The following is a 23,936-nucleotide window of genomic DNA, read 5'->3' on the forward strand; positions in this document are numbered from 1 at the left end:
TCTCCCTTGCCGGCGACTTCAGGCGTCGCCCGGTCAGCGTAGGGAAAGCTCTCGGGATTCGTCCTTTCCAGCCAGGTTCTTGATAGGAAAAAGCGTAGGATTCACCAACCGAGTAGGAAGATATACACCCCGGGTGGAAATCAACCCGTTGGCTGGTCGGTGATAATCGCCTTTTCGTCCGGCTTGAAAACAAGAATGTTCTTCACATAGGAATTCACCGCGCTGGGCAGGCCGACGTCGTTCCCGGCCTCCTCCGACATGAACCAGCGGTGGTCGAGCACCTCGTGGAAGAACTGGGCGGGCTCCAGCTTGCCGCGCAGGTTCTGCGGGACGGCCTCCACCGTGGGCTGGAAGACCTCGGCCAGCCAGCGGTGGGCCACGATCGCCTCGTCCTCGTGGCGCAGGCCGTACGACACGCGGAAGCAGTCGAGGTCGTTGAGGAGCCGCCTGGCCTGGTTCTCCTCCACGTCCAGGCCGGTGAGCCGCAGCAGCCTGCGCTGGTGGTGCCCGGCGTCCACCACCTTGGGGCGGACGATCAGCCGCCCGGTGCCGGCCTTGCGGCGGACCATCATCTCGGCGACGTCGAAGCCCAGCGAGTTCAGCCGGCGGATTCGCTGGTCGACCATGTGCCAGTCGACCTCGTCGATGATGTCGTCGGAGGTGAGCTCGCCCCAGAGGCGGTGGTAGCGCTCGCAGATGGAGTCGGCGACCTGCTCGGGGTCGATGGAGGAGTGCAGCAACCCGCCCGCCTCCAGGTCGAGCATCTCGCCGAAGATGTTGGTGTGCGCCACCTCGATGTCGTACAGTCGCTGGCCCTCGCTGATCATGGGATGCAGCTCACCGGTCTCGGCGTCGACGAGGTAGGCGGCGAAGGAGCCCGCGTCCCGGCGGAACAGGACGTTCGACAGCGAGCAGTCGCCCCAGTAGAAGCCGCTGAGGTGCAGCCGTACCAGCAGCACGGCCAGGGCGTCGAGCAGCCGGTTGAGCGTCTCGGGGCGGACCGTTCCGGACATGACCGCCCGATAGGGCAGGGAGAACTGCAGGTGCTGGGTGATGAGCGCCGAGTCGAGCGGCTCACCGGCGGCGTCGGTCCGTCCGGTGACCACGGCCACCGGCTCGACCGACGGGGTGTCCATCCGGCTCAGGTCCCACAGCAGGCGGTACTCGCGCTTGGCGTAGTACTCGCTGATCTCCTTGATCGCATAGACCCTGCCCGCCAGGCGGGTGAAGCGCACCACGTGCCGGGAGATGCCGCGGGGCAGGGAGACCAGGCGATGCTCGGGCCAGTCCTCCAGCGGGACGTCCCAGGGCAGGCGGATGAGGTCCGGATCGCTCGGGGCGCCGGTGAGCTGGAGAGGCATCGGGTCAGTCCTCGCGAAGGGGGCGTACGGGGCGGGGGTCGCGTCGCGCTGGGTCCTCGCGACGAGGGCGTACCGGCAAAGGGCGGTCGTGTCGCGATCAGTGCTCGCGGCGGGGGAACGTGGGCGGCTCGAAGGCGCGCCGGACCACCGCGGCGAGCTGTTCCTCGGTGAGCACGCGTGGCTCACCGACTGCCTTGGCCCGCACGTAGACCTCACAGAGCCACTCCAGCAGCCTGGTCGCCTCGAAGGCGGAGTCCAGGTCGTCGCCGATCGTGACCCCGCCGTGGTTGGCCAGCAGCGCCGCGCGCCGGTCCGTCAGCGCGGCCCGGACGGAGGCGGCGAGCTCGGGCGTGCCGTAGGTGGCGTACTCGGCGACGCGGACGGTCCCGCCGAGCAGCAGGGTGTTGTAGTGGATGGGCGGCAGCTCGCTCATGGTCGTGGCGACCACGGTGCCGAAGACGGAGTGGGTGTGCACGATCGCGCCCGCATCGGTGGTCGTATAGACCGCCAGGTGCATGGGGGTCTCCGAGGACGGCCGCAGGTCGCCCTCGACGAGACGGCCCTCGACGTCGACGATCGGGCAGGACTCGGGTTCCAGCCGGTCGAGGGAGACGCCGCTGGGCGTCACGGCGACGAGTTCGCCCGCGCGCACGCTGAGATTTCCCGCGGTTCCGACGACCAGTCCGGTCGTGGCGGCCCGGCGGCCGTACTCACACAGCAGGCGGCGCTGCTCGGCCAGCAACATGCCGTCAAAAGTAGGGGCTTGCGGTACCGGGCGGCAAACCCCCATTATCTGGTCTAGACCGGTTTTCGTCCCTCGGCTGCCGGTGAGCACGGTTCCTTTATCTCCCTGGTGATGTCCGCGTCAATGGTTCCAGGGAAATATCGGGCACTGTGTGCCGTTCTGTCATTCAATTGCACCTCCTTGGCGTTTGGTAGCTAGCGGATAGGTCGCGAGGACATCACGGCTCGGTCTAGACCGGCCGGGAAGTCTTGACGCTGGACTCCGCGGATACGTACCTTCGGGCAAACGTTTAGGAAACTTTCCTAATTGATCCCCCGTTCAGGAGGGTTGCATGTCAAACTCGGCCGGTACGCCCGGAGACATCACCCGGCGGCAGCTGCTCCGCCGGATCGGCATGAGCGCTCTGATCGTCGGCCCGGGCGCCGGGCTGCTCAGCGCCTGCGCCACCGGTGGCGCGGCTCCGGCGGCCAGCACCTCCGCGGCCCCCTCCGCGGGTGGCGCGATCTCCGCGGCGAATCCGTTCGGCGTCGCCGCCGACGCGCCGCTTGAGGTCGTCATCTTCAAGGGCGGTCTCGGTGACAGTTACGCCACCGAGGTGCACGAGCCGCTGTACAAGAAGGCGTTCGCCCAGGCGCAGGTCAAGCACGTCGCCACCCAGCAGATCGCACAGACCCTGCAGCCGCGGTTCGCCGGCGGCGACGTTCCCGACGTGATCGCCAACTCCGGCACCGACCTGATGGACAACGGCGCCCTGCAGCAGGAGGGCCAGCTCCTCGAACTCACCGAGCTGTGGGACGCCCCCTCGATCGACGACCCGAGCAAGAAGGTCCGTGACCTGGTCGCGCCGGGCACCGTGGAGTCGGGCCTCATCAACGGCAAGCCGTACCTGATGAACTACGTCTTCTCCGCGTACGGCCTCTGGTACGACTCCGCGCTGTTCGAGAAGAACGGCTGGACCCCGCCGAAGACCTTCGAGGAGTTCAAGGCCTTCGCCGAGAAGGCCAAGGCCGCCGGGATCACCCCGTTCGCGTACGCGGGCAAGAACGCCGCCTACTACGCGTACTGGATGATCCTCATCTCCGCCGCGAAGATCGAGGGCAACCAGATCCTGCTCGACGTCGACAACCTCGTCGACGGGGTGTGGCAGCGCGACGCCATGAAGCAGTCCGCCGCCGCCTGGGCCGAGATCGCCAAGTACATGGACAAGTCCTTCGAGGGCCTGATCCACACCGAGGTGCAGCTCCGCCAGAACCAGGGCAAGGTCGCCCTCTACCCCTCCGGTTCCTGGCTGGAGAACGAGCAGAAGGAGCAGACCCCCGAAGGCTTCAAGTACGCGCTGTCGCCCACCCCCAGCGTCACCGCGGCCGACAAGATGCCGTTCGAGGCCATCCGCGCCGCCGCCGGCGAGGCGTACATCGTCCCGGCCAAGGCCAAGAACCCCAAGGGCGGCCTGGAGTACCTGCGCATCATGCTCTCCAAGGAGGGCGCGAGGGGCTTCACCGAGAAGTCGGGCAACATCACCGTGGTGACCGGCGCCGCCGACGGCCTGGAGCTGTCGCCGGGCAACGCCAGCCTCAGCGCCGCGCAGACCGCCGCAGGCCAGAACATCGTCACCTTCAGCAGCTTCGAGAACTGGTACAAGGAGTTCGAGACCGAGCTGCGCAAGCAGACCAACGCGCTGATGTTCGGCCGCATCTCCGCCGACGAGTTCTGCGAGAAGATGCAGAAGGCAGCCGACAAGACCAAGGCCGACTCGTCCATCACCAAGCAGAACCGGACGGTGTAGCCCCCGATGCGGCACGGCAGGTATCCGTTCATCGTCGGCTTTCTCGCCGCGCCGGTGCTCCTCTACGTGGTCTTCGTGGTCAGCCCGTACATCCAGGCTTTCTACATCGCGGTGACCAACTGGAAGGGCATCTCGGCGAACCCTCAGTTCATCGGCCTGGAGAACTTCAGCAGGCTCCTCGACGACGAGGTCTTCTGGGCTGCGGTGCGTCACCACGGTGTTCTGCTGCTTGTCATGCCGCTGGTCACCATCGCGATCGCGCTGTTCTTCTCCTTCCTGCTCAACCTGAGCGGGGGGCAGCGGGGCGGTCGGATGACCGGGATCTGGGGCTCGAAGGTCTACCGGGTGATCTTCTTCATGCCCCAGGTCCTGGCGGTCGCCATCGTCGGCGTGCTCTTCCAGGCGATCTATCGCCCGGACGGGACCGGCGTGATCAACAGCCTGCTCGGCAAGGTCGGCATCGAGCCGGTCGGCTGGCTCATCGATCCCGACATCGCCCTGCTGGCCATCATCGGCGTGATGGTCTGGCAGGCCGTCGGCTTCTACGTGGTGCTGTTCTCGGCGGGCATGTCCTCCATCCCCAAGGACGTGTTCGAGGCCGCCGCCCTCGACGGCGCGGGCAGGTTCACCCTGTTCTTCAGGATCACGATCCCGCTGCTCTGGGACACCATGCAGGTCGCCTGGGTCTATCTCGGCATCGCCGCCTTCGACGCCTTCGCCCTGGTGCAGGTCCTCTCGGTCGACCGTGGCGGGCCCGACAACGCCACGACGGTGCTCCCGATGGAGATCTGGCGCACGGCGTTCAACTTCTCCAAGTTCGGCTACGCGTCGGCGATGGGCGTGGCGCTGTTCTTCATGACCATCACGTTCGCCGCCCTCACCCTGCGCGTGACCCGGCGCGAGAGGATCGAGTTCTGATGGCCACGGACACGGCTCGCAAGCCCGCCGCCTCCCGCCCCGCAGCCCCCGCGCGTGCCAGGCGAACCAGGAACTCGCTGGGCCCCTTCGGGGTGCTCTCCCACCTCGCGCTGCTGGTCTGGGCGATCCTGATCGTCGGCCCGATCCTCTGGACCTTCCTGGCCTCCTTCAAGACCAACGCCGAGATCTTCGGGGACGCCATCACGCTGCCCTCCTCCTTCGGCTGGGAGGCCTGGGGCCGGGCATGGGCGAAGGCGCACATCGGGCAGTACATGCTGAACACCGTCTTCGTGGTGGCGTGCAGCACGGCCGGCACCATGCTGCTCGGCTCGATGGCCGCGTACGTGCTGGCGCGCTACAGCTTCCCCGGCAACCGGGCGATCTACTTCCTGTTCGTGTCGGGGATGACGTTCCCGGTCTTCCTCGCGCTGGTCCCGCTCTTCTTCGTGGTGAAGAACCTGGGCCTGATCGACACCCATCTCGGCGTGATCCTGGTCTACATCGCCTACTCGCTGCCGTTCACCGTCTTCTTCCTGTCGGCGTTCTTCAAGACACTGCCGACCTCGGTGGCCGAGGCGGCGATGATGGACGGCTGCTCGCACACCCGGACGTTCTTCCAGATCATGGTGCCGATGGCCAGGCCGGGGCTGATCAGCATCACAATCTTCAACATCCTGGGCCAGTGGAACCAGTACCTCCTGCCGATCGTGCTGCTGTCGGGCAACGTCGAGAACAAGTGGCTGATCACCCAGGGCGTCGCCAACATCTCCACCAGTGCCGGTTACGAGGCCGACTGGCCCGGCCTGTTCGCCGCGCTGAGCATGGCCATCATCCCGGTCATGATCGTCTACATCATCTTCCAGCGCCAGATCCAGTCGGGTCTCACCTCTGGCGCGGTCAAATGACCGGATCCGGTCAAACTACCGGCTCCGGCGAGTAATCCCGAGGCAGGTGTCAGGAGTCGTTCATATTCGGAACGACTCCTGTCCCCTCTCCACGGAGAAACCCGACCCATGGCCCACCCCGACCAGGACTTCCCCTTCCCCTTCTTCGGAGCGGGGGAGGCGAGTTATTACATGTGGGCCGAGGTGCACGTTCGCTTCGCCCGGCAGCCCACGGCCTCCCAGCGCGCGGTCATCGTCGACACCGTCCCGGCACCCCTGCGCGGGGCGCTCGACTGGTGCGAGGGGCGCCAGCTCATGGTGGCCAGCGGCCTCTTCCTGCACGGCACGGTGGCCCGCTCCTACCCCGCCCTCGGCGGCGAGTCCGACCGGATCGGCGAGGACGGCTGGCTGTACGCCGCGCCTTCCCGGATAGCCGCGCTCAACGCCGACATCGAGAGATGGCTGCTCCGCATTCACCGGGAGTGCCCGATCCTGGCCGCCTACCGCGCCGAGGATCCCGACAGCGGTGGCACCCGGCTGTCCGGCTGGCACGACTGGAGCCTGTCCCGGCTTCCCGATCTGCTGTCCGAGCTGGAGCCCCTCCTGGAAGGGGCCAGCCACGCCACCGCCATGGCCCAGGGCATCATGGCCATGGCCCGGCGCGCCGGAAGCCTGCCCAGGCTTGGTGTCCTCGCCGGGGACGTGATCTCCTGGGAGGATGAACCTGCTTGACGACTCCGCGGTGGACGACCGGCTCACCGGCCTGCCCGAATGGCGGCGCGAGGGAGACGAGATCCGCCGGAAGATCATCGCTGCCGACTTCCCGACCGCGATCCGCATCGTGGACGAGATCGCGGTCGAGGCCGAGAAGCTCAACCATCACCCCGACATCGACATCCGCTGGCGCACCCTCCATCTCGCGCTCAGCACGCACGACGCCGGCGGGCTGACCGAGATGGACTTCACCCTGGCCGCCCGCATCGACGAGATAGCCGCCGCCAACGCCTGAACACCCCCGCGAGGGCCGGATTCCGGTCGCCGCCTTCGTTCCCGGCCGGGAGCGAAGGCGGCGACCGGAAGTGGTCAATACCCAGTGTGATCACACGATTACTCGTTATGGTGGGCGCTGCACTGTTCCGGCCCGCCAAGGAGATCATGGATGCGCATCCTGGGAGTTCTCGCCGTCGCCCTGCTCTGCGCCGGCTGTGGTGAGCGGGCCGCCGACACCCATCCCGCGGGGCATGGCCCGGCCGTCGCCTCAAGCGCCGCGGGGATCCGCCTTACCGGAGGCGGGGTGTTCTCCGCTCCCGAAGCTCGTGCCTCCGTCATCGCCTACGACACCACGCTGGTGCCGCCGGGAGCCACGGCCCGGGTCACCGCGGAGTCGGGGGCGGTGCTCGCCACCTCCACGATCACCGTCACCGGCATGCTGCCGGGACGCACCTACGGGGCGCACCTGCACGTCAACCCGTGTGGTTTCAAGCCCGAGGACGCCGGGCCGCACTACCGGCACGCCCACGCCCACGCCAGTGCCCAGAACGAGGTCTGGCTCGACTTCACCACCGATGCCCGGGGGGAGGCCACCGCCACCACCACCCGGGACTGGGCGTTCGTCGCGGGCCGGTTGCCCAGATCGTTGGTGATCCACGCCGAGCCGACCCGCACCGCCGGCGCCGAGGCCGGCAACGCCGGCCCCCGCGTCGCCTGCATCACCCTCATCCCGTCCTAGGGTGCGTTCCGTGGAACCTCGCTACGGCGAAGATCCACGGAACACACCCCGGGCGTCAGGCGTGGCCCGCGGGGATGGTGCCGAGGCGGCCCGCCTGGTAGTCCTCGAACGCCTTGGCGAGCTCCGCCTGGGTGTTCATCACGAACGGCCCGTAGTGCGCGACCGGCTCGCCGATCGGGCGCCCGCCGAGCACGATGACCTCCATGTTGGGACTCCGGCTCTCCTGGTTGCCGGCCGCCGACAGCGTGATGGTCTCGCCGTCGGTGCCCAGCCCCGGAAGGCCGCCGAAGCCGTCGAAGACGGCCAGCTGGCCCGACTCGATCGGCTGCCGGTCGCCGCCCGCGGTGCCGTGACCCGACAGGACGTACGCGAGCGCGTTGAAATCCTTGCGCCAGGGGAGCGTCAGCCGGGAGCCGGGGCTCAGCGAGGCGTGCAGCAGGGTGATCGGCGTCCTGGTGGAGCCGGGGCCGGTGAACTCGCCGACCTCGCCCGCGATCAGGCGGACCAGTGCCCCGCCGTCGTGGCTGCTGAGCAGGACGACGTTGGTCCTGCCGATGTCCTGGTACTTCGGCGCGACCATCTTCTCCCTGCCGGGGAGGTTGACCCAGAGCTGGATTCCGTGGAACAGGCCGCCCTTGGCGACCAGCCACTCCGGGGGAGCCTCCTTGTGCAGGATTCCGCCGCCGGCCGTCATCCACTGGGTGTCGCCGTCGGAGATCGTGCCGCCGCCGCCATGCGAGTCGGCGTGTTCCATCACGCCGTCGATCATGTAGGTGACGGTCTCGAAGCCCCGGTGCGGGTGCCAGGGGGTGCCCTTGGGCTCGCCCGGCGCGTAGTCGACCTCGCCCATCTGGTCCATCATGATGAACGGGTCGAGATACTGGGGCTTGATCGTCGCGAGTGCCTTGCGGACCGGGAAGCCCTCTCCCTCGAATCCGCTCGGGGCTGTGGTGATCGCCAGCACCTGGCGCTCGCGGACCGCGTTCAGCGGCTGCGGCAGGCGGGGCAGGGTCAACGGGTTCTCTACGGTCACGGCCGGCATTGTGGATTCCTTCCTGCGATGTTCGCAGGCGATAACTCAGTTGATGTTTCAACTATTCCATGGCGGACGAGATCGGGGCGACGAGCCGGTCGCAGGTCAGCCGAAGACCGCGGGCGGGGGCACCGGGGTGACCACGGCGTCGCCGTCGTGCAGCGGTCGGGCTCCGGCGATGAACCTCACGATGTCCTCGCCGTACACGCAGCGGGCCTGGGTGAGGCCGCCCGCGGCCTTGCGGGTCAGCTCGGAGACGGGGAGCGGCAGCCGGGAGGCGGCGACGATGAGGTTGCCGAAGCGGCGGCCCCGCAGGATGCCCGGCTCGGCGAGCAGTGCCACCTGGGGGAAGGTTTCGCGGACGGTGGCGAGAACCCGGCGGGTGAAGGCCAGCCCCTTGCCGTCGGCGACGTTGATCAGCACGGTGCCGGTGGCGCGCAGGACGCGGGCGACATCCCCCATGTACTCGGAGGTGGCCAGCTCGATCGGCATCGTGGCGCCGCTGAAGGCGTCCAGCACGAGCAGGTCGGCCGAGTCGTCCCCGAGCCCGGCGGTGGCGGTGCGGCCGTCGAGGACCCTGACCTTGAGCCGGGGCACCGACTTCAGCCGGAGCTGGTCCCTGACGAGCTGGACGAGCCCCTCGTCGGGCTCGGCGACGATCTGCCGGGACCCGGGACGGGTCGCCGCGACGTAGCGGGGCAGGGTGCAGGCGCAACCGCCCACGTGCACCGCGTCCAGCGGACCCTCGGCGAGCAGGTCGACGACGTCGGCCATCAGCTGGACGTACTCGAAGTCGAGGTAGGTGGCGTCGTCGAGGTCGACGTACGACTGCGGCACGCCGTCCTTGGAGACCACCCAGCCGGAGGGCCGGTCGAGGTCCTGCAGGAGGTCCACCTCGCCGAAGGTCACCGGATACCGTCCCGGCATCGGCTCCCGTGCTTCCCGCCTGCCCATCAGTTGGATCCTCTTTTCCGCGACGTGAACCCGGAGAGAAACCATATGCCCCGTTTCCGCTGCGGCGGGTCCCGGCCGGAGGAGACGCCGGTCTCCGATCGCGGTGTGTAGGGAGGATCACAACCTACGATGACGTAAGTTACGATACCGTAGGTTTATGGCCACGACCGTCGCAGAAACGCTCGCCGAGTCCGTCAAGCCCCGCCTCCGCGGCTGGTTGCACGCCGGGGCGCTCCCCGTGGCGCTCGTCGCGGGATTCGTCCTGGTGGCGCTGGGGCCCACTCCGCAGGCGAGGATCGCCGCCGCGGTCTACGCGATCACCTCCGGCCTGCTCTTCGGAATCTCGGCCACCTACCACCGGGGGGTGCTCTCCCCGCGCACGGAGAAGGTGCTCCACCGGCTCGACCACGCCAACATCTATCTGATCATCGCGGGCACCTACACCCCGTTCGCGCTGCTCGCCCTGGACGCTCCGGCCGACGCGGTGGTGCTCGGCGTGATCTGGACGGGCGCGGTCGCCGGGGTGCTCTTCCGGGTGCTGTGGGTCAACGCCCCCCGCTGGCTCTCGACCGCCCTCTACATCGGCCTCGGCTGGACCGCCGTCTTCGTGCTGCCGCAGCTCGTGCGGGGCGCGGGCGTGGTCGCGGTGGCCCTGATCTTCCTCGGCGGGGTGCTCTACACGGCGGGCGGCGTCGTCTATGCCATGAAGCGGCCGGACCCCTCCCCCCGGTGGTTCGGCTTCCACGAGGTCTTCCACGCCTTCACCGTCGCCGCCTACCTGGTGCAGTACGTGGCGGTCTCCCTGGTGGTCTACGCGGCGGCGTAACCTGCCGTGCATGACGCGAATCCAGGATCTGGGCACCGAGAAGTACGTGTCCGTGACCACCTTCAAGAAGAGCGGTGCCGCGGTGCCGACACCGGTGTGGGTCGCCCCCGACGGCGACTCACTGCTGGTCTGGACCGCCGGCTCCTCCGGCAAGGCCAAGAGGATCCGTAACAATCCGGAGGTCGTCGTGGCGGCGTGCGACGCGCGGGGCAACACGCGGGGGGAGGGGGTCAGGGGCGTCGCGCGGGAGTTGCCGGCCGAGGAGAGCGAGCGGGTCCGGGGACTGATCGTCGCGAAGTACGGGCTCCTCGCCCGGCTGCTCATGATCGGTAGCAGGTTCCGCCGGGGCGCCGCCGGCACCGTTGGGATCCGCATCTCTCCGCCGAACTGACCCGGCCCGACCCGCGGCAGGTTGATTTGACCGATCTGTGGTCTCGGAAGGAGCGGTCCCCGGGAAGGGAGACGGTCATCGAGAAGGGCTCGGGCCGCACGGTCCCCGGCTCCGGACGTTCATGCCCAGGAGGCCGGTAAACCGAAAAATCTTCACAAGAACCATCTTCGACGCGTAATCTCTCCGTGTAGATGTGTAAATGACGGGGGATCATCTCTTCGGATCACCGTGGAGGGGACATGGACGTGCACGCCCGTCTCGCTCGTCATCTGCTCGTCGACGGCTACCGGCTGGTGCTGGACCTCGAACGGAGCCGAGGTTCCCGGCTCGTCGACGCCCGCACCGGCCGAAGCTACCTGGACTTCTACAGCTTCTTCGCCTCGGCCCCACTCGGGGTGAACCCGTTCGACGACGACCCCGAGTTCCTGGCGCTACTGGGCCGCGTCGCCGCGAACAAGCCCGCCAACCCCGACCTCTACACCTCTCACCTCGCCGACTTCGCCGACACGTTCGCCAGGGTGCTCGGTGATCCCGAGCTGCCGCACCTGTTCTTCGTGGAGGGCGGAGCCCTCGCCGTGGAGAACGCGCTGAAGTGCGCCTTCGACTGGAAGAGCCGTCTCAACACCTCGCGGGGGCACTCGCCCGAGCTGGGCGGCAAGGTGCTCCACCTCACCCGCGCCTTCCACGGGCGCAGCGGCTACACGCTCTCGCTGACCAACACCGACCCGATCAAGACCGACCGGTTCCCGAAGTTCGACTGGCCCAGGATCGAGGTGCCCGCGATCCACCTCGGCGACGTCGAGGCGGCCGAGGAGAGATCCCTGGCCGCGGCGCGGGCCGCCTTCGAACGCCATCCCCACGACATCGCCTGCTTCATCGCCGAGCCCATCCAGGGGGAGGGCGGCGACAACCACATGCGGGCGGAGTTCCTGCTCGCGATGGAACGGCTCTGCCACGAGCATGACGCCCTCCTCGTCATGGACGAGGTGCAGACCGGTGCCGGGACCACGGGCACCCCCTGGGCCTACCAGCAGCTCGGCCTGAGTCCCGATGTGGTGGCCTTCGCCAAGAAGGTCCAGGTGGGCGGGATCATGGCGGGCCGCAGGGTCGACGAGGTGCCGGACAACGTGTTCCAGATCAGCGGCAGGATCAACTCGACCTGGGGCGGAGGGCTGGTCGACATGGTCCGCTCCCGCCGGATACTGGAGATCGTGGAGCGCGACGGCCTGATCCCGCGCGCGGGCAGGCTCGGCGCCGAGCTGCTCAAGGCGCTGCTGGAGATCCAGGCCGGCTTCCCCGGCCTGGTGGAGAACGCCAGGGGACGCGGTCTGATGTGCGCGTTCGACCTGCCGGACGCCGCGCGGCGCGACCTGCTGGTGGCCAGGCTCAGGGAGGACGAGGGCGTGCTGGTCCTGCCCTGCGGCGAGCGCTCGGTACGGTTGCGCCCGGCGCTCTCGATCGCCTCCGAGGAGCTGGAGGAGGGCACGTCCGCCATCGCCCGCGCCCTGGAGGTCTCCCGCCGCCCGAGCCGCCCCGCCCGGTCAGGCCCGGCGGCTCCGAAGCGGTCCGGAGACGTCGTGTCGCCGTTCAGCGGTGCCGAGGGTCCTCGCGCGCGGCCCGTTCCAGCCACAGATCGATCGCGGTGACCCGCGAGTCGACCCCCAGCTTGGCGTATATCCGGTTCACATGGTTCTTCACGGTCTTCTCGCTCAGAAACAGGTGCTGGGCGATCTGCCCGTTGGAGCGGCCCGTCGCGATCAGTTCCATGACCTCGGTCTCGCGCCTGCTCAAGCCCGTCACGGCTGTGGGTTCCGCGTCGAACGTGGCATCGTCGACTCTCATCCGGCCTCCGTGGTTGCAACACGGTCAGGTCGCCGAAACCCCCCGATCCTACGGCGTAGCGATAGCTGCGAGCATAACCCGCAATATCCACTTTTGGTGGGTGAAGGGAGTGGAAATGCAGAACGACCGGTCCCGAGGGACCGGCCGTTCTCATGGGGTGAGCGAGGGGACTTGAACCCCCGGCATCTAGGACCACAACCTAGCGCTCTGCCAACTGAGCTACGCCCACCATCGCCGCCGTGGCAGCACATGAAAAGTGTAGCGGTCTTTGGGAGTCGTTTCGTACCGGGTTTCCCGCGAGCCGGTCAGGGTTTTCGCGCGGACACGGTCTCGGCCAGTTCCCTGGCGGTGGCGGAGTCGGGTCCAGGCTGGGGCACGAAGACCGCCGCGCGGTAGTAACGCAGCTCCCGGATGCTCTCGACGATGTCGGCCAGCGCGCGGTGGCCGCCCTGCTTCTCGGGCGAGGCGAAGTAGACCCGCGGGTACCAGCGCCGGGCCAGCTCCTTCACCGAGGAGACATCGATCATCCGATAGTGCAGGAAGGCGTCCACGGCGGTCATGTCCCGGGAGAGGAACGACCGGTCGGTGGAGATGGAGTTGCCGCACAGCGGAGCCTTCTTCGGCTCCTTGATGTGCCCCTTGATGTATTCGAGCACCATGGACTCGGCCTCGGCCAGCGTGACGCCCCCGCTCAGCGCGTCCAGCAGGCCGGAGGCGGTGTGCATCTCGCGCACCACCTCCGACATCTGCTCGATGGACTCGGGCGGGGGTTTGATGACCACGTCCACACCTTCGTCAAGCTGGTTCAGCTCGCCGTCGGTGACCACGCAGGCCACCTCGACGAGCGCGTCACGGCCAAGGTCGAGCCCGGTCATCTCACAGTCGATCCAGACCAGCAGGTCACTCATAGCCTTCAGGGTAGTACTCCGTTACGAGAGCTTGAATGACTTGATCACCTTGTCCACCGTCGAGGTGCCGAGATTGTCGGGCACGCTGATGTAGGCCAGCGCCGCTCGGCTGCCCTCACCCCGGTCGACGATCAGGAACGCGGCCCGCTCCCGCTTCCACTTCCAGCCGTTGGCCTCGGACTGCTCGGAGAAGTCCAGGTCGAAGACGAACAGCCAGGCGTCCTTGCCGCTCACCTTGACCGCCTTGTCCTCGACGATCTTCCGGCGGTGCGGGGGGCTGTAGAAGTTGGGCTCGACGACCTGCAGCAACGTCGCGGCGATCGAGCGCATGCTCTCGACACCCTGGTAGCCGTACTGGTCGGGAAGCTCGCCGGTCAGCACGTTGCCGACCCAGTTGCCGCCCTTGCCGTCGAAGTTCTCGTGGGCGGTGGCGACGGCCGCGCTGGTCCAGCTGAACCCGAGCCCGCTGCCGGGGCTGGGAGGCACCTGCCACGGCCCTTCGGGGATCTGGTAGGACAGGCCGGTCACGGGGTCGGTGATGCGCCCGTCCACCGGCTGGGGCGGCGGGCTCTGCGAGGGCGTCGGCTCGGGGGTCGGCTCCAGGCTGGGTTCCCGGCTCGCCGAGGGAGGCGGCGTACGGGGCGTGACGGGCTCGCCGGCCTCGTTCCTGCTGTCGGGGTTGATCAGATACATCGTGGCGACCACGATCACGACGATCAGGACCAGCACGCCGCCGCCGCCGAGGATCCACGGGAGCGGGCCGCTCTTGCGCGGTGGCGGCCCGGACGGGTGGACGCCGTACGGCGGGAGGGGCATCTGCGCCGTGTTGCCGTTCGGCTGCCCGGTGCCCGCCGGTCCCTGCTGTACGGTCTGCTGGTTCCACTGGCCGGTCGGGCCCGTCGCCGCGGGCTCTCCCTGCGAGGCGGGCGGCGCCTGCCAGGCGCCCTGCTCCGCGGCGGGAGGCTGGGAGGAGAAGGGGCCGGTCTGCGATCCCTGAGGCGTGCCCTGTCCTGGGACATCCGCCTGATGGGTGGCATCGGTCCACTGGTGGCCGTCCCACCACCGCAACAGCGGTGAGCCGTAGGGATCGGGGTACCAGCCGGAGGGGGTCTGCGTGGTCATGGCCGTCAGAGTAGTAAGAACGGCTTTGTACCGCATTGTGGACCTTGTGGATCACTCATGAACATTTGTAGGTGAAGGTGGCCCTGTCCTGGATCTTCTTGCCCTCGGGGGCCGGCGAGAGCAGCGACAGGACGACGGTTCCCTTGAAACTTCCCTCGCCCTTGACCGTCCAGTCCAGGCTCACCTCGTGCGAGGCCGCTCCAGACGAGATCTGGTCGGTCTGCACGATCGGCTCCTTGCGGTCGCTCCGCTTCCACTGGTAGCTGACCTCCCCGCCCGCGCCGTTGGTGTACAGGACGCCGGTGATCCTCACCGTCGTGTCGCAGCCCTGGGTCTTTTTGGGGGCGCTGACGTCCACCTTCGTCACCTCGAGCGGCGCCGACGAGCCGCGGAACAGCCAGAGCGCCAGCGCGCCCACCACCATCAACGCGAGGATCGCCGAGGAGAGGATCGTACGACCGCGACGCCGCCGGGCATGGGGGGCCGCGGCGGTCCTGAGCCGGTCGGAGGGCGGCTCGGTCTGCTGCTGGTCCCGGCCGGCCCGCCAGATCTGGGCGGCCGTGGTCTCGGCGGGCACCCCGGGGCCGAACCGCAGGACCACGTCCTCGGGCCGGTGCCCGTCGGCCTCCCGGGTTCGCTGCTCGCCGGTTCTCGGAACGTGGAGCAGTGTGACGATCTCCCCCTCGTCGGGGGCGGCCGGCACGGGCGGCGGGGGTCCTCCCCGGCCGGGCGCCTCATGTGCCGGCCAGCGGTGCAGGGTCTCCGCGAGTCTGGCACGGGTGGTGAACCCGGAGGGCAGCAGGTCACGCCCGGCGAGCAGGGCGTCGCGCGCGGCGGCGAGCCCCCGGATGGAGGCCGTCGCCGCCACCTGTTCCAGCAGCCCCGCGGCTTCCCGGTCGGCAGAGGCCCAGGTGGCGGCCAGCCCCCGGGCGAGTGACGCCCAGGCGGCCACGTCCCGCTCCGGCGCGGGCGGGCGGCCGAGCAGCGCGTCGAGCAGCCCCCGCTCGGCGAGCAGCGCCGACCCGTCCGGGGCGATCACCACGGTGCCCGGGTGGAGCTCACCGTGGACGAGCCCGGAGGAGTGGAGGGCCAGCAGCGTCCACGCCGTCTCCATCAGGACCGTGGCCGCGCTGCCCGCGTCGGGCCCGGGTGATCCGGGGGCGCCGGACAGCAGGTCGCGCACCGTCGGTGCGGCCGGTTCCGAGGTGATCAGCCAGACCTCGTCCTGGGCCGTGATGAGATCGGCGATCGGGACCAGCCCGGTCAGGCCGCTCTGCGTGAGCCTGCGGTCGGCGACCACGGCCGCGATCAGCCTCTCGCGGGCCGAGGAATCGGCGACCAGTCGCGGGTCGAACCTGAGTGTGCTTCCCCGCCGCCCGTCGGCCGCGACGGCCGACGACCAGATTCCCAGATCGCCGGCCCAGGTGCGGCCGGTCAACCGGAATCCGGCGACGCCGCCCCGATCAGTGTCCATGATTCGGCTCGTTCCCTGGTCAGCGGCGTTTTCTGTGCCGTCCCGCGATGCCGCGCTTGACGGCCAGTGTGAACGGCACGGCACCGCTTGTCACCAGGCCCAGCGCGAGGAGCGCCGAGGGGGCCGTCTCGGCGGGAGGCAGGGGCGAGGTGGTGAGCTGAGGGGGGTTCTCGGAGGTCGGGGTCCCCGCGGGAGTCGTCTCGGGGGGCGAGGACGTGGTCGGCTGTGTCGTCGGCCGCGTCCGGGTGGGGGAGGCCGACGGCTGGGTCGGGACCGCGGTCGGTGCCGTCGTCGGGGACGGCGGCCTGGTCGTGGGGGTGTTCGGTTTGCCGGGATCGCTGAGCGTGGAGTTCTCATCGGGGGCAGGAGGCTCCGACGCCTCCCCGGTCGGTTTCCTGGTCGGCCGCGCGGTCGGTCTCCTGGTGGGCGTCGCCGACGCCTTGGGGGTCGTGGAGGGCGTCGTGGCGGTCGGCGCGGGCGGGAGGCCCGAGGTGGTGCCGCTCGGCGTGGGGGTCGCCGAGGGCGCGCCCGTGGTCGGCGACGCCTCCGCGGGCTCGTCGGGTTCGTCGAGATCGTCGTCGTCCCCGGGGATCACCGTCTCCAGCGGGTCCGAGGGGGTCGGGTCCTTCGTGACGGTGGAACTCTGCGGCTGGATCGTCGTGGTGCCGCCCGATCCGACCAGCACCGCGGTCAGCCCGCCGATCACCCCGATGCAGCCGACGCCAATGAGGATCTTGACGCTCAGCTTGCTGAGCGAGGAGGTCCCTCCCCCCTTGCCGCCGAGGTCGGTGGTGGCCAGCGAGGTGTCGGCCGCCGGGGCGGGCGCGTCCAGCGGGAACATCCCGGCCAGCAGCCCGACGATCCCCGCCAGGCGGCGGCGGCCGCGCTCCTGCCAGTCGGGGCCATAGGCGTCGGCGGCCACGGCCTCCAACTCGGTGAGGAACGCGGAGGCGGTCGGCGGCCGGTCGGCGGCGTGCTTGGCCAGGCCGCGCTCCACCAGCCCCTGCAGGGCCGGGGGCACCTCCTCGACCGGCGGCGGCATGACCTGGTGCTGGCGGGCCAGCGCGGCGATGTTCGTGGCCCGGAAGGGTCGGGTGCCGGTCAGGCACTCGAAGAACACGACGGTGGCGGCGTAGACGTCCGTGGAGGGCCCGGCCGGTCCGCCCACCCACTGCTCGGGTGCCATGTAGGGGGGAGTGCCCGCGGGGGCGTCGCCGTCGCCGGAGCGGAGCGCGATGCCGAAGTCGACGAGTTTGCTCTTCCCGTCCGCCTCCACCATCACGTTCTCGGGCTTGAAGTCGCGGTGCACCACGCCCGCCGAGTGCGCGGCGGCCAGTCCCATGAGCGAGCCCTTGAGCACGAGCAGCGCCGCCTCCGGGCCGGTCGGACCCTCCGAGCGCAGCAGCGCGCGCAGGGCGACGCCGTTGATCAGCTCCATCACGATGGCCGCGCCGTCACCGGTCTCGACGTAGTCGTAGAGCCGGACGGAGTGCGGGCTGTTCAGGGTGTTGAGCACCCTTGCCTCGTGCCGGAAGCGCGCCACGAAGCCGACGTCGCCCCTGAGCTCGTCGGACAGGTACTTGATCGCTACCAGGACGCCGTCGGCATCATGCCGCGCCATCACCACGCGTCCCGCCGCGCCGGCGCCCAGCTCGCGGATCTCGGTGTATCCGGGGACTCGCCAGGCCGATGGCGTGCCGTACATAACGGTCTCCTCAGTTGTCTGGGCCCCCACCCATAACAGACGGACCGTAGCCTAGCCATACGGAAACGCATTTCGCGCATTAATCGCGAATCAGTCTCACTCCGCGAACAGCGCAGCGAGCAGCCGCTCCCTTCCGGGAGCGGCGGAGTCACGGATTGATCGGTGCGAACGGTAGGGTCTCGCGCGGACAGGCCCGCCGCGGAGGCCTAGCGAACGGGCGTGGCCCGCGACGCGATGTGCGCGGGAACGGGCAGGTCCCCGGTCATCGCGGGATCGGGCTCGGGGGCTCCCCAGACCTGGTGGAGCGGCAGGACCCCCGCCCAGATCGGCAGCTCGTAGTCCTCCTCGTCGTCGATCGGCGGGCCCTGGCGGACCTTCACCGACGCCTCGGCGAGGGAGAGGGCGAGCACCGTGGTCGCGGCGAGTTCCTTTCCGGTGGGCGCGCGGCTGGCGTCCCACTGGCCGGGGGCCAGCTGCTCGGTGATCGCCCGCAGCCCGGCCAGGTGCTCCTCGCCCGACACCCGGCGGACGCGGCCGTAGACCATGGCGCAGCGGTAGTTGAGCGAGTGGTTGAAGGCCGAGCGGGCCAGCACGACGCCGTCCAGGTGGGTCACCGTGACGCAGACCTCGTCCGCGTTCCGCAGGGAGGTGGCGCCGGTGGAGCCGTGCACGTAGAGGGTGTCACCGATCCGGCCGTAACCGGTGGGGACGACCATGGGGAAACCGTCGACCACGACGCCCAGGTGACAGACCAGACCGGCGTCCAGCACCGCGTACAGATCCTCGCGAGAGGTCAGGCCCCTGTTCTTCGAGCGGCCGAGGGTGGTGCGGGGAGTCGTAGAGAGCATGGCACTAGCCTAGAGAGAAGTGGATACCGAGAACACATCCACTTCAATGCGCTTACAGGAGACCACTTTGCCGCGCCTCGCCGTCGACCTGCCCGTTTCGGTGGACCGCGAATCCGGTACGGCACTCGCCGTCCAGCTCGGCGACCGGCTCAGGGCCGCCATGCGCGACGGCACCCTCGCCTCCGGCGAGCGGCTGCCCTCCACCCGAGCCCTCGCCGGCCAGCTGGCGGTCAGCCGTACCGTCGTCACCGAGGCCTACCAGCAGCTGTACGCGGAAGGCTGGCTCGAAGGACGCCACGGCTCCGGCACCTACGTGGCCGACATGGTGGTCCCGCCCGTGAACGAGCGTGCTCCCGGCCCCCTCACCCCACCGTCCGCCGCCCTTCCAGGCTGGGACGCCCGGTCAGGGGACGGAGGGCAGGTGATCGACCTGCGTCCCGGGCGGCCGTGGGTCCACGACTATGACAGGGCGGCCTGGCGTAGGGCCTGGCGCGGAGCGGCCGACCTGCCGCCGGCGAGCGACCCCGACCCCCGCGGCCTGCCCAGGCTCCGCACGGCCCTGGCCGAGCACCTGCGCAGGACCAGGGCGATCCCCGTCGGACCGGAGAACATCATGGTCACCCGGGGCACCGGCAACGGGCTCGACCTGGTCGCCGCCACTCTCCTGCGGCCCGGTGATCGGGCCGGCGTCGAGGAGCCCGGCTACCGCGTCGCCAGGAACGTCTTCGCCGGGAGGGGAGCGGAGATCGTGCCCTGCCCGGTCGACGAGGACGGGGTCGTCGTCGACCGCCTCCCGGACGACCTGCGTGTCCTCTACACCACTCCGGCCCACCAGTACCCCCTCGGCGGCCGCCTGCCCATCCCGCGCAGGGAGCGCCTTCTCGCCTGGGCCCGCCGCACCGGTGCGATCCTCGTGGAGGACGACTACGACGCCGAGTTCCGCTACGACGTGGCGCCGCTGCCCGCCCTGCACGGCCTCGATCCCGAGCGGGTGGTGCTGCTGGGCAGCCTGAGCAAGGCCCTGACGCCGGACATCGGCGTCGGCTGGCTGGTCGCCCGGCCGAGCCTCATCGAAGCCATCGCCCTGACCAGGGACGGCCTGGCCGACCGTACCGGCGGCCCGGCCCAGCAGGCGGTGGCGGTGCTCTGCGAGCGGGGGGACCTGGACCGGCACCTGCGCCGGATGCGGCTGGAGTACGCGCGCCGCCGGGCCGTGGTCGTCGACATCCTCGGCTCCAGGGTCACCGGCGACACCGCGGGCCTGCACGTCATGGTGGAGCTCACGGAGCACGCGGTCACGCCGCTGGTCGAGGCCGCTCGCGTCCGTGGCGTGCTGCTCGACTCGATGACCCGCCACTACCACGGGCCGCAGCTGCGGCACGGCCTGGTGATCGGCTACGGCTCCGTGTCGCAGGCGGACCTCAGGCGGGGCGTCTCGGTGGTCGCCGAGTTGATCGGGCCAGAAAGGACCGTTCCCACCCCGCCGCGAACCCTCCTCAGGAGGAGGACTGCAGGGACGTCCGCAGGCGGCCGTACGTTTTGAGCGCGCGGTCGGCGGTGGTGCGCAGGAGCGGGTTGGCCAGGACCGTGCCACGCGCCTTGCGCACCGGCACCCGCAGCATCCAGTGGACCCCGGCTCCGGGGCTCAGCCGGGCGACCCGGCCCTCCGAGACCTCGTACTCGCCGTTCTTCAGCTTCTCCTTGTACTCCTTCTCCCCGCGGCCCATGTCGATGACCTGGATCCCGGCCTCGGCGGCCTTCTCGGCCATGGCCAGGTGGTGGATCAGACCGGGGGAGTACTTCGCGAAGGCGGTGTCGTAGGCGGGGAACCAGCCCGCGAGCGTGGTCCCGGTGCGCAGGCCGAAGTGCCCGGCGATCGGCCGGTCGTCCAGGTAGACCATGTCGAGGACCCCGCCGAAGTGCTCGGTGTCGGTGGCGAGGAACCGTTCGACCAGCTCCACGATCCACGGCCGGGCGAACCTGTCGTTGCGGCCGGTGCGCCGGTACTGCTCGGTCTTCCAGCCGAGCAGTGTGCGCAGCGGCGCCAGGTCGGTGGTGGCGTAGTCGTGCCGGAGCGGCCCGGCGTCGCGCTGGAGCTTGCGGCTCTTGTACGCCGTCGAGCGGTAGGTCTTGCCGGAGGTCACCTTGATCGTCTCGATGTACGACTCGAAGCCGTCACGGAGATCGATGATCGGTGAAGGGTGCCTGCTGTGCCCCGGCTGGAGCAGCGGCTGCCCGGCGATCAGGTGGTCGAACTCGTAGACGGCCAGGCCGCAGGCCCTGATCAGGCTCTGCGCGTCGATCTCCACATCCTTGGCGTGGACCAGCCCCTGCGCGTCGGTCAGGCCCGCGGCCACGGGCATGCCGATACCCATCGGATGGCGTTCGAAGGGGAAGAACCCCACCACGTCCTGTCCTTCGTGCAGCACCGCGACCCGGACGCGTTCCTGCAGGGCACCTACGGTGATTGTGAACTCCGGCGACAGGAACGGGCTGTCGAAAGCGGCGTCGGCACCCTGGAGGGTTCTCCAGCGGTCGATGTCGACCGGTCCGAGATCACGGGGTTGAACGACTGAGACGCGCATGAGCTCCTACTGGGATGTGCGGGGTCCCCTTACGTCATCCTGTGCAGGATGCCGCAAAGCCCAAGCATGCTGGTAGGGACGTAATGTAACGATAAAGTACGGAAGGGATCTCCTCGTAGCGGGGAGGCAACGTTTCGGGATCTCATTGTGGGACTCCGGCTGGCGCCACCCACCCGAGTGGCGTTCTAATAAGGGCCATGAGCACCCCTGGCATCGACTGGCCCCGCCTCGTCGAATGGATCGCGGCCAACGTCCCCGGCGCCGGCGAGCCCACCGGGGTCTCCCTGATCGCCGGTGGCAGGTCCAACCTGACGTACATCGTCGAGACCTCCGAGCGCCGCCTGGTGCTGCGTCGGCCGCCGCTGGGCCACGTGCTGCCGACCGCCCACGACATGAGGCGCGAGTGGCGGGTGATCTCGGCGCTCGCGCCGACCTCGGTCCCGGTGCCGGAGCCGGTCGCCTTCTGCGCCGACCAGGACGTGATCGGGGCGCCGTTCTACCTCATGGCGCATGTGGACGGCGCGGCGGTGCGGAGCCAGGAGGACACCCGGGATCTCACCCCCGAGCAGACCCGGAGGCTGTCGGAGCGGCTGGCCGAGGTGCTCGCCGAGATCCACGCGATCGACTACGAGAAGGCGGGCCTGGGGGACTTCGGGCGCCCCGAAGGATACATGGCCCGCCAGCTGGAGCGCTGGGGACAGCAGTGGGAGCGGTCGAAGACCGGCGAGTTGCCCGCCTACGACCGCCTGGTGGCCCTGCTGCGTGAGCGGCTGCCCGCCCGCTCGGCCTCGACGTTGGTCCACGGTGACTACCGGCTCGACAACACGCTCGTGCGCGTCTCCCCGGACCCCGACATCCTCGCCGTCGTCGACTGGGAGATGTCCACGCTCGGCGATCCCCTGGCGGACCTCGGCCTCACCCTCACCTACTGGCAGGACCCCGGCGACACCGAGCGCGCCTCGATCCCGGTCGCGGCGGGCGTCACCGTGGCCCCCGGCTTCCTCACCGCCCGCGAGTTCGCCGCGCACTACGCCAAGGCCTCCGGCGCCGACCTGTCCGACCTGGACTTCTACCTGGCCTTCGGCAACTACAAGCTCGCCGTCATCGTGGAGGGCATCCACGCCAGGTTCAAGCAGGGCAAGACCGTCGGTGAGGGCTTCGAGCACATCGGCGCCGCCGTCCCCACCCTCGTCGACCGGGCGCTGCGGGTCCTGGAGGGCTGAACCCGCGGTGCGGGTGTCGCACGGCCAGGTGAACCATGGGCGTGACGGGAACTACTTCTGGGTTTCAACCGTCATGCAAGTCGCCATGGATACGCTGGCGACGCGACCGGTAACGCTTGTCTGTGAACCAGCTCGGCTCACCGTCACGTCCGTTGTCGCTGTGGAACGCTACATTCGTTGACCTGCGAGGATCGAGGAATCGGTGATACCGACTAACGGACGGCACCAGCGACGGCGCCCGGCCTGGCCGGTCGCACTGGGAGCGATGGCGGTAACGGTGGTGCTGGTGGTCGGCATCATCGCCTTCGCTGTCAAACCGGATATTCCCCGCGGACAGCGCATGACAATTCCTCCCACCCAGGCGGCACCGACGTTGGAGGAACCACCCGCGGTCCAGAGCTGGCCACGCTGGGGCATCACCCACACCGAGTTCAGCGCCGACAACGAGAGCGGCGCGGTCACCGAGTCCGCCTCCCACATGCTCAGCCGGGTCCCGATGCTGCAGAACCAGCACATCATGGGCTGGGGCGCGGGCAACCCCGAGCCCGCACCCGGCAAGAACGACTTCCGCGACCTCGACCGTCGGGTCAGGTTCATGTCCAGATCCCAGGCCATCCCGATCATCACGCTCTGCTGCGCGCCCGACTGGATGAAGGGCGGCACCTCCGGCCGGACCGACTGGACGCAGCTGGAGACGGCGCCCCGGCGCGAGCACTTCGACGACTACGCCAAGCTCGCCGCGACGGTCGCCAGGCGCTACCCCACGGTCAAGCACTACATGGTCTGGAACGAGTTGAAGGGTTTCTGGAACAACGCCCAGAACCGCTGGGACATCGAGGGCTACACCGAGCTCTACAACAAGGTCTACGACGCGCTGAAGGCCGTGGACAAGGACATCAAGGTCGGCGGGCCGTACGTGTCGGTCGGCAGCACCACCACTCCCGAGCAGGGGGCGGAGATCCAGGGACCGTGGGGCAGCGTCGTCCAGCGTGACCTGGAGGCGGTCGAGTACTGGATCGAGAAGAAGAAGGGCGCCGACTTCATCGTCGTCGACGGGGCCTCGGTCACCAGGGAGGCCGGTGCCTACCCCGACGAGTTCACCGCCCTGGGCAAGTTCGGAGCCCTCACCACCTGGCTGCGGCAGAAGAGCGGCAACCTGCCGGTCTGGTGGGCCGAGTGGTACGTCGAGCCGGACAGCAGGGAGTGGAGCGAGGAGCGTCGCATCGCGGTGCAGACCGCCGCGATGATGGAGTTCGCCACCAGCGGCGTCACCACCTCGCTCTACTGGAGCCCCCAGCGCAAGTCCACCGGCGACGACCAGATCTGCCTGGGCTGCCTGTGGCACCCGAGCACCGGTGCGGAGATGCCGATGGCGGGCATCCTGAGCGGCTTCACCAAGTGGTTCCCCCTCGGGACCGAACTGGAGACGGTCACCTCCTCCAACGAGAAGGTGCGGGTCCTCGCCCAGGAGCGGCAGCTCGTGATGGTCAACACCACCGACGCGGCCGCGAACACCACCGTGGACGGCAAGCAGTTCGAGTTGAAGCCGTACGAGGTCAAGTGGAGCGAGCGCACCGGCGAGGGGTGAGCGCGGCAGGGCGG

General features: G+C 69.3%; 23 protein-coding genes and 1 tRNA gene. 12 read left to right on the plus strand and 12 right to left on the minus strand.

The window, feature by feature from the left end; all coding sequences use genetic code 11:
- Positions 1-140: 140 nt before the first annotated feature.
- On the minus strand, positions 141-1,361 hold the full coding sequence (locus AB0K21_RS08680) for a DUF4032 domain-containing protein (protein WP_343969688.1): 1,221 nt from the start codon (positions 1,359-1,361) through the stop codon (positions 141-143).
- Between the two features lie 97 nt (positions 1,362-1,458).
- Positions 1,459-2,106, minus strand: a complete 648-nt coding sequence (locus AB0K21_RS08685) for a class II aldolase/adducin family protein (RefSeq protein WP_343969691.1) — start codon at positions 2,104-2,106, stop codon at positions 1,459-1,461.
- A gap of 331 nt (positions 2,107-2,437) precedes the next feature.
- Between AB0K21_RS08685 and ngcE the strand changes: the two genes are divergently transcribed.
- The 6 genes from ngcE to AB0K21_RS08715 all read left to right on the plus strand — a co-directional run bounded on the left by ngcE (position 2,438) and on the right by AB0K21_RS08715 (position 7,423).
- Positions 2,438-3,892, plus strand: a complete 1,455-nt coding sequence (gene ngcE, locus AB0K21_RS08690) for an N-acetylglucosamine/diacetylchitobiose ABC transporter substrate-binding protein (protein ID WP_343969694.1) — start codon at positions 2,438-2,440, stop codon at positions 3,890-3,892.
- Positions 3,893-3,898: 6 nt separating this feature from the next.
- The gene (locus AB0K21_RS08695; protein WP_343969697.1) at positions 3,899-4,810 is read left to right on the plus strand and encodes a sugar ABC transporter permease; all 912 of its coding nucleotides are present in this window, start codon (positions 3,899-3,901) and stop codon (positions 4,808-4,810) included.
- Entirely contained in the window at positions 4,810-5,715 is a 906-nt protein-coding gene (locus tag AB0K21_RS08700) for a carbohydrate ABC transporter permease (protein ID WP_364148867.1), read from the plus strand. The genes AB0K21_RS08695 and AB0K21_RS08700 overlap by 1 nt, the downstream gene beginning before the upstream one ends.
- Before the next feature lie 108 nt (positions 5,716-5,823).
- Positions 5,824-6,426, plus strand: a complete 603-nt coding sequence (locus AB0K21_RS08705) for a hypothetical protein (RefSeq protein WP_343969704.1) — start codon at positions 5,824-5,826, stop codon at positions 6,424-6,426.
- Positions 6,413-6,703: a 4a-hydroxytetrahydrobiopterin dehydratase gene (locus AB0K21_RS08710; protein ID WP_343969706.1), complete on the plus strand. Its 291-nt coding sequence runs from the start codon at positions 6,413-6,415 to the stop codon at positions 6,701-6,703. The genes AB0K21_RS08705 and AB0K21_RS08710 overlap by 14 nt, the downstream gene beginning before the upstream one ends.
- 150 nt (positions 6,704-6,853) lie before the next feature.
- On the plus strand, positions 6,854-7,423 hold the full coding sequence (locus AB0K21_RS08715) for a superoxide dismutase family protein (RefSeq protein ID WP_343969709.1): 570 nt from the start codon (positions 6,854-6,856) through the stop codon (positions 7,421-7,423).
- Between the two features lie 55 nt (positions 7,424-7,478).
- Here the strand turns inward: AB0K21_RS08715 and AB0K21_RS08720 are convergent, their stop codons facing one another.
- The gene (locus AB0K21_RS08720) at positions 7,479-8,465 is read right to left on the minus strand and encodes a pirin family protein (protein WP_343969712.1); all 987 of its coding nucleotides are present in this window, start codon (positions 8,463-8,465) and stop codon (positions 7,479-7,481) included.
- Positions 8,466-8,561: 96 nt separating this feature from the next.
- Positions 8,562-9,410 carry a fused MFS/spermidine synthase gene (locus AB0K21_RS08725; RefSeq protein ID WP_343969715.1) on the minus strand — a complete coding sequence of 283 codons (849 nt, stop codon included), beginning with the start codon at positions 9,408-9,410 and terminating at the stop codon, positions 8,562-8,564.
- 157 nt (positions 9,411-9,567) lie between these two features.
- Between AB0K21_RS08725 and AB0K21_RS08730 the strand changes: the two genes are divergently transcribed.
- The 3 genes from AB0K21_RS08730 (at position 9,568) to lat (ending at position 12,273) form a co-directional block, all read left to right on the plus strand.
- Positions 9,568-10,236 (plus strand): hemolysin III family protein, encoded by a 669-nt coding sequence (locus tag AB0K21_RS08730; protein WP_364148870.1) that lies wholly within the window; start codon positions 9,568-9,570, stop codon positions 10,234-10,236.
- A 10-nt stretch (positions 10,237-10,246) separates the two neighbouring features.
- A complete protein-coding gene (locus AB0K21_RS08735; protein ID WP_343969719.1) occupies positions 10,247-10,627 on the plus strand; it encodes a PPOX class F420-dependent oxidoreductase in 381 nt (126 codons plus the stop codon).
- Positions 10,628-10,866: 239 nt separating this feature from the next.
- Positions 10,867-12,273, plus strand: a complete 1,407-nt coding sequence (gene lat, locus AB0K21_RS08740) for an L-lysine 6-transaminase (RefSeq protein WP_343969723.1) — start codon at positions 10,867-10,869, stop codon at positions 12,271-12,273.
- Here the strand turns inward: lat and AB0K21_RS08745 are convergent.
- From AB0K21_RS08745 to AB0K21_RS08775, 7 genes are all read right to left on the minus strand, one after another.
- Positions 12,215-12,469 carry a LuxR C-terminal-related transcriptional regulator gene (locus AB0K21_RS08745; protein ID WP_343969726.1) on the minus strand — a complete coding sequence of 85 codons (255 nt, stop codon included), beginning with the start codon at positions 12,467-12,469 and terminating at the stop codon, positions 12,215-12,217. The two genes, lat and AB0K21_RS08745, sit on opposite strands and share 59 nt — an antisense overlap.
- Positions 12,470-12,622: 153 nt before the next feature.
- Positions 12,623-12,698, minus strand: a tRNA-His gene (locus AB0K21_RS08750).
- A 76-nt stretch (positions 12,699-12,774) separates the two neighbouring features.
- Positions 12,775-13,377, minus strand: coding sequence for an oligoribonuclease (orn, locus tag AB0K21_RS08755; RefSeq protein ID WP_343969729.1), 603 nt, complete (start codon positions 13,375-13,377; stop codon positions 12,775-12,777).
- Between the two features lie 21 nt (positions 13,378-13,398).
- Positions 13,399-14,499 (minus strand): DUF2510 domain-containing protein, encoded by a 1,101-nt coding sequence (locus AB0K21_RS08760; protein WP_364148873.1) that lies wholly within the window; start codon positions 14,497-14,499, stop codon positions 13,399-13,401.
- Positions 14,500-14,554: 55 nt separating this feature from the next.
- Entirely contained in the window at positions 14,555-15,973 is a 1,419-nt protein-coding gene (locus AB0K21_RS08765; protein ID WP_343969735.1) for a hypothetical protein, read from the minus strand.
- A 19-nt stretch (positions 15,974-15,992) separates the two neighbouring features.
- Positions 15,993-17,678 (minus strand): protein kinase, encoded by a 1,686-nt coding sequence (locus AB0K21_RS08770; RefSeq protein ID WP_343969738.1) that lies wholly within the window; start codon positions 17,676-17,678, stop codon positions 15,993-15,995.
- A 206-nt stretch (positions 17,679-17,884) separates the two neighbouring features.
- On the minus strand, positions 17,885-18,526 hold the full coding sequence (locus tag AB0K21_RS08775) for a pyridoxamine 5'-phosphate oxidase family protein (RefSeq protein WP_343969741.1): 642 nt from the start codon (positions 18,524-18,526) through the stop codon (positions 17,885-17,887).
- A 67-nt stretch (positions 18,527-18,593) separates the two neighbouring features.
- On the opposite strand from AB0K21_RS08775, the gene AB0K21_RS08780 reads away from it, so the two are divergent.
- The gene (locus AB0K21_RS08780) at positions 18,594-20,069 is read left to right on the plus strand and encodes a PLP-dependent aminotransferase family protein (protein ID WP_343969744.1); all 1,476 of its coding nucleotides are present in this window, start codon (positions 18,594-18,596) and stop codon (positions 20,067-20,069) included.
- Here the strand turns inward: AB0K21_RS08780 and AB0K21_RS08785 are convergent.
- The gene (locus AB0K21_RS08785) at positions 20,023-21,111 is read right to left on the minus strand and encodes a GNAT family N-acetyltransferase (protein WP_343969747.1); all 1,089 of its coding nucleotides are present in this window, start codon (positions 21,109-21,111) and stop codon (positions 20,023-20,025) included. The genes AB0K21_RS08780 and AB0K21_RS08785 overlap by 47 nt on opposite strands.
- Positions 21,112-21,308: 197 nt before the next feature.
- Between AB0K21_RS08785 and AB0K21_RS08790 the strand changes: the two genes are divergently transcribed.
- Positions 21,309-22,334, plus strand: a complete 1,026-nt coding sequence (locus tag AB0K21_RS08790) for a phosphotransferase family protein (protein ID WP_343969750.1) — start codon at positions 21,309-21,311, stop codon at positions 22,332-22,334.
- 265 nt (positions 22,335-22,599) lie between these two features.
- The gene (locus AB0K21_RS08795) at positions 22,600-23,922 is read left to right on the plus strand and encodes a xylan 1,4-beta-xylosidase (protein ID WP_343969753.1); all 1,323 of its coding nucleotides are present in this window, start codon (positions 22,600-22,602) and stop codon (positions 23,920-23,922) included.
- Positions 23,923-23,936 lie beyond the last annotated feature (14 nt).

Source organism: Streptosporangium sp. NPDC049248 (assembly GCF_040678965.1).
In the GTDB taxonomy this organism is placed as follows: Bacteria; Actinomycetota; Actinomycetes; order Streptosporangiales; family Streptosporangiaceae; genus Streptosporangium; species Streptosporangium fukuiense.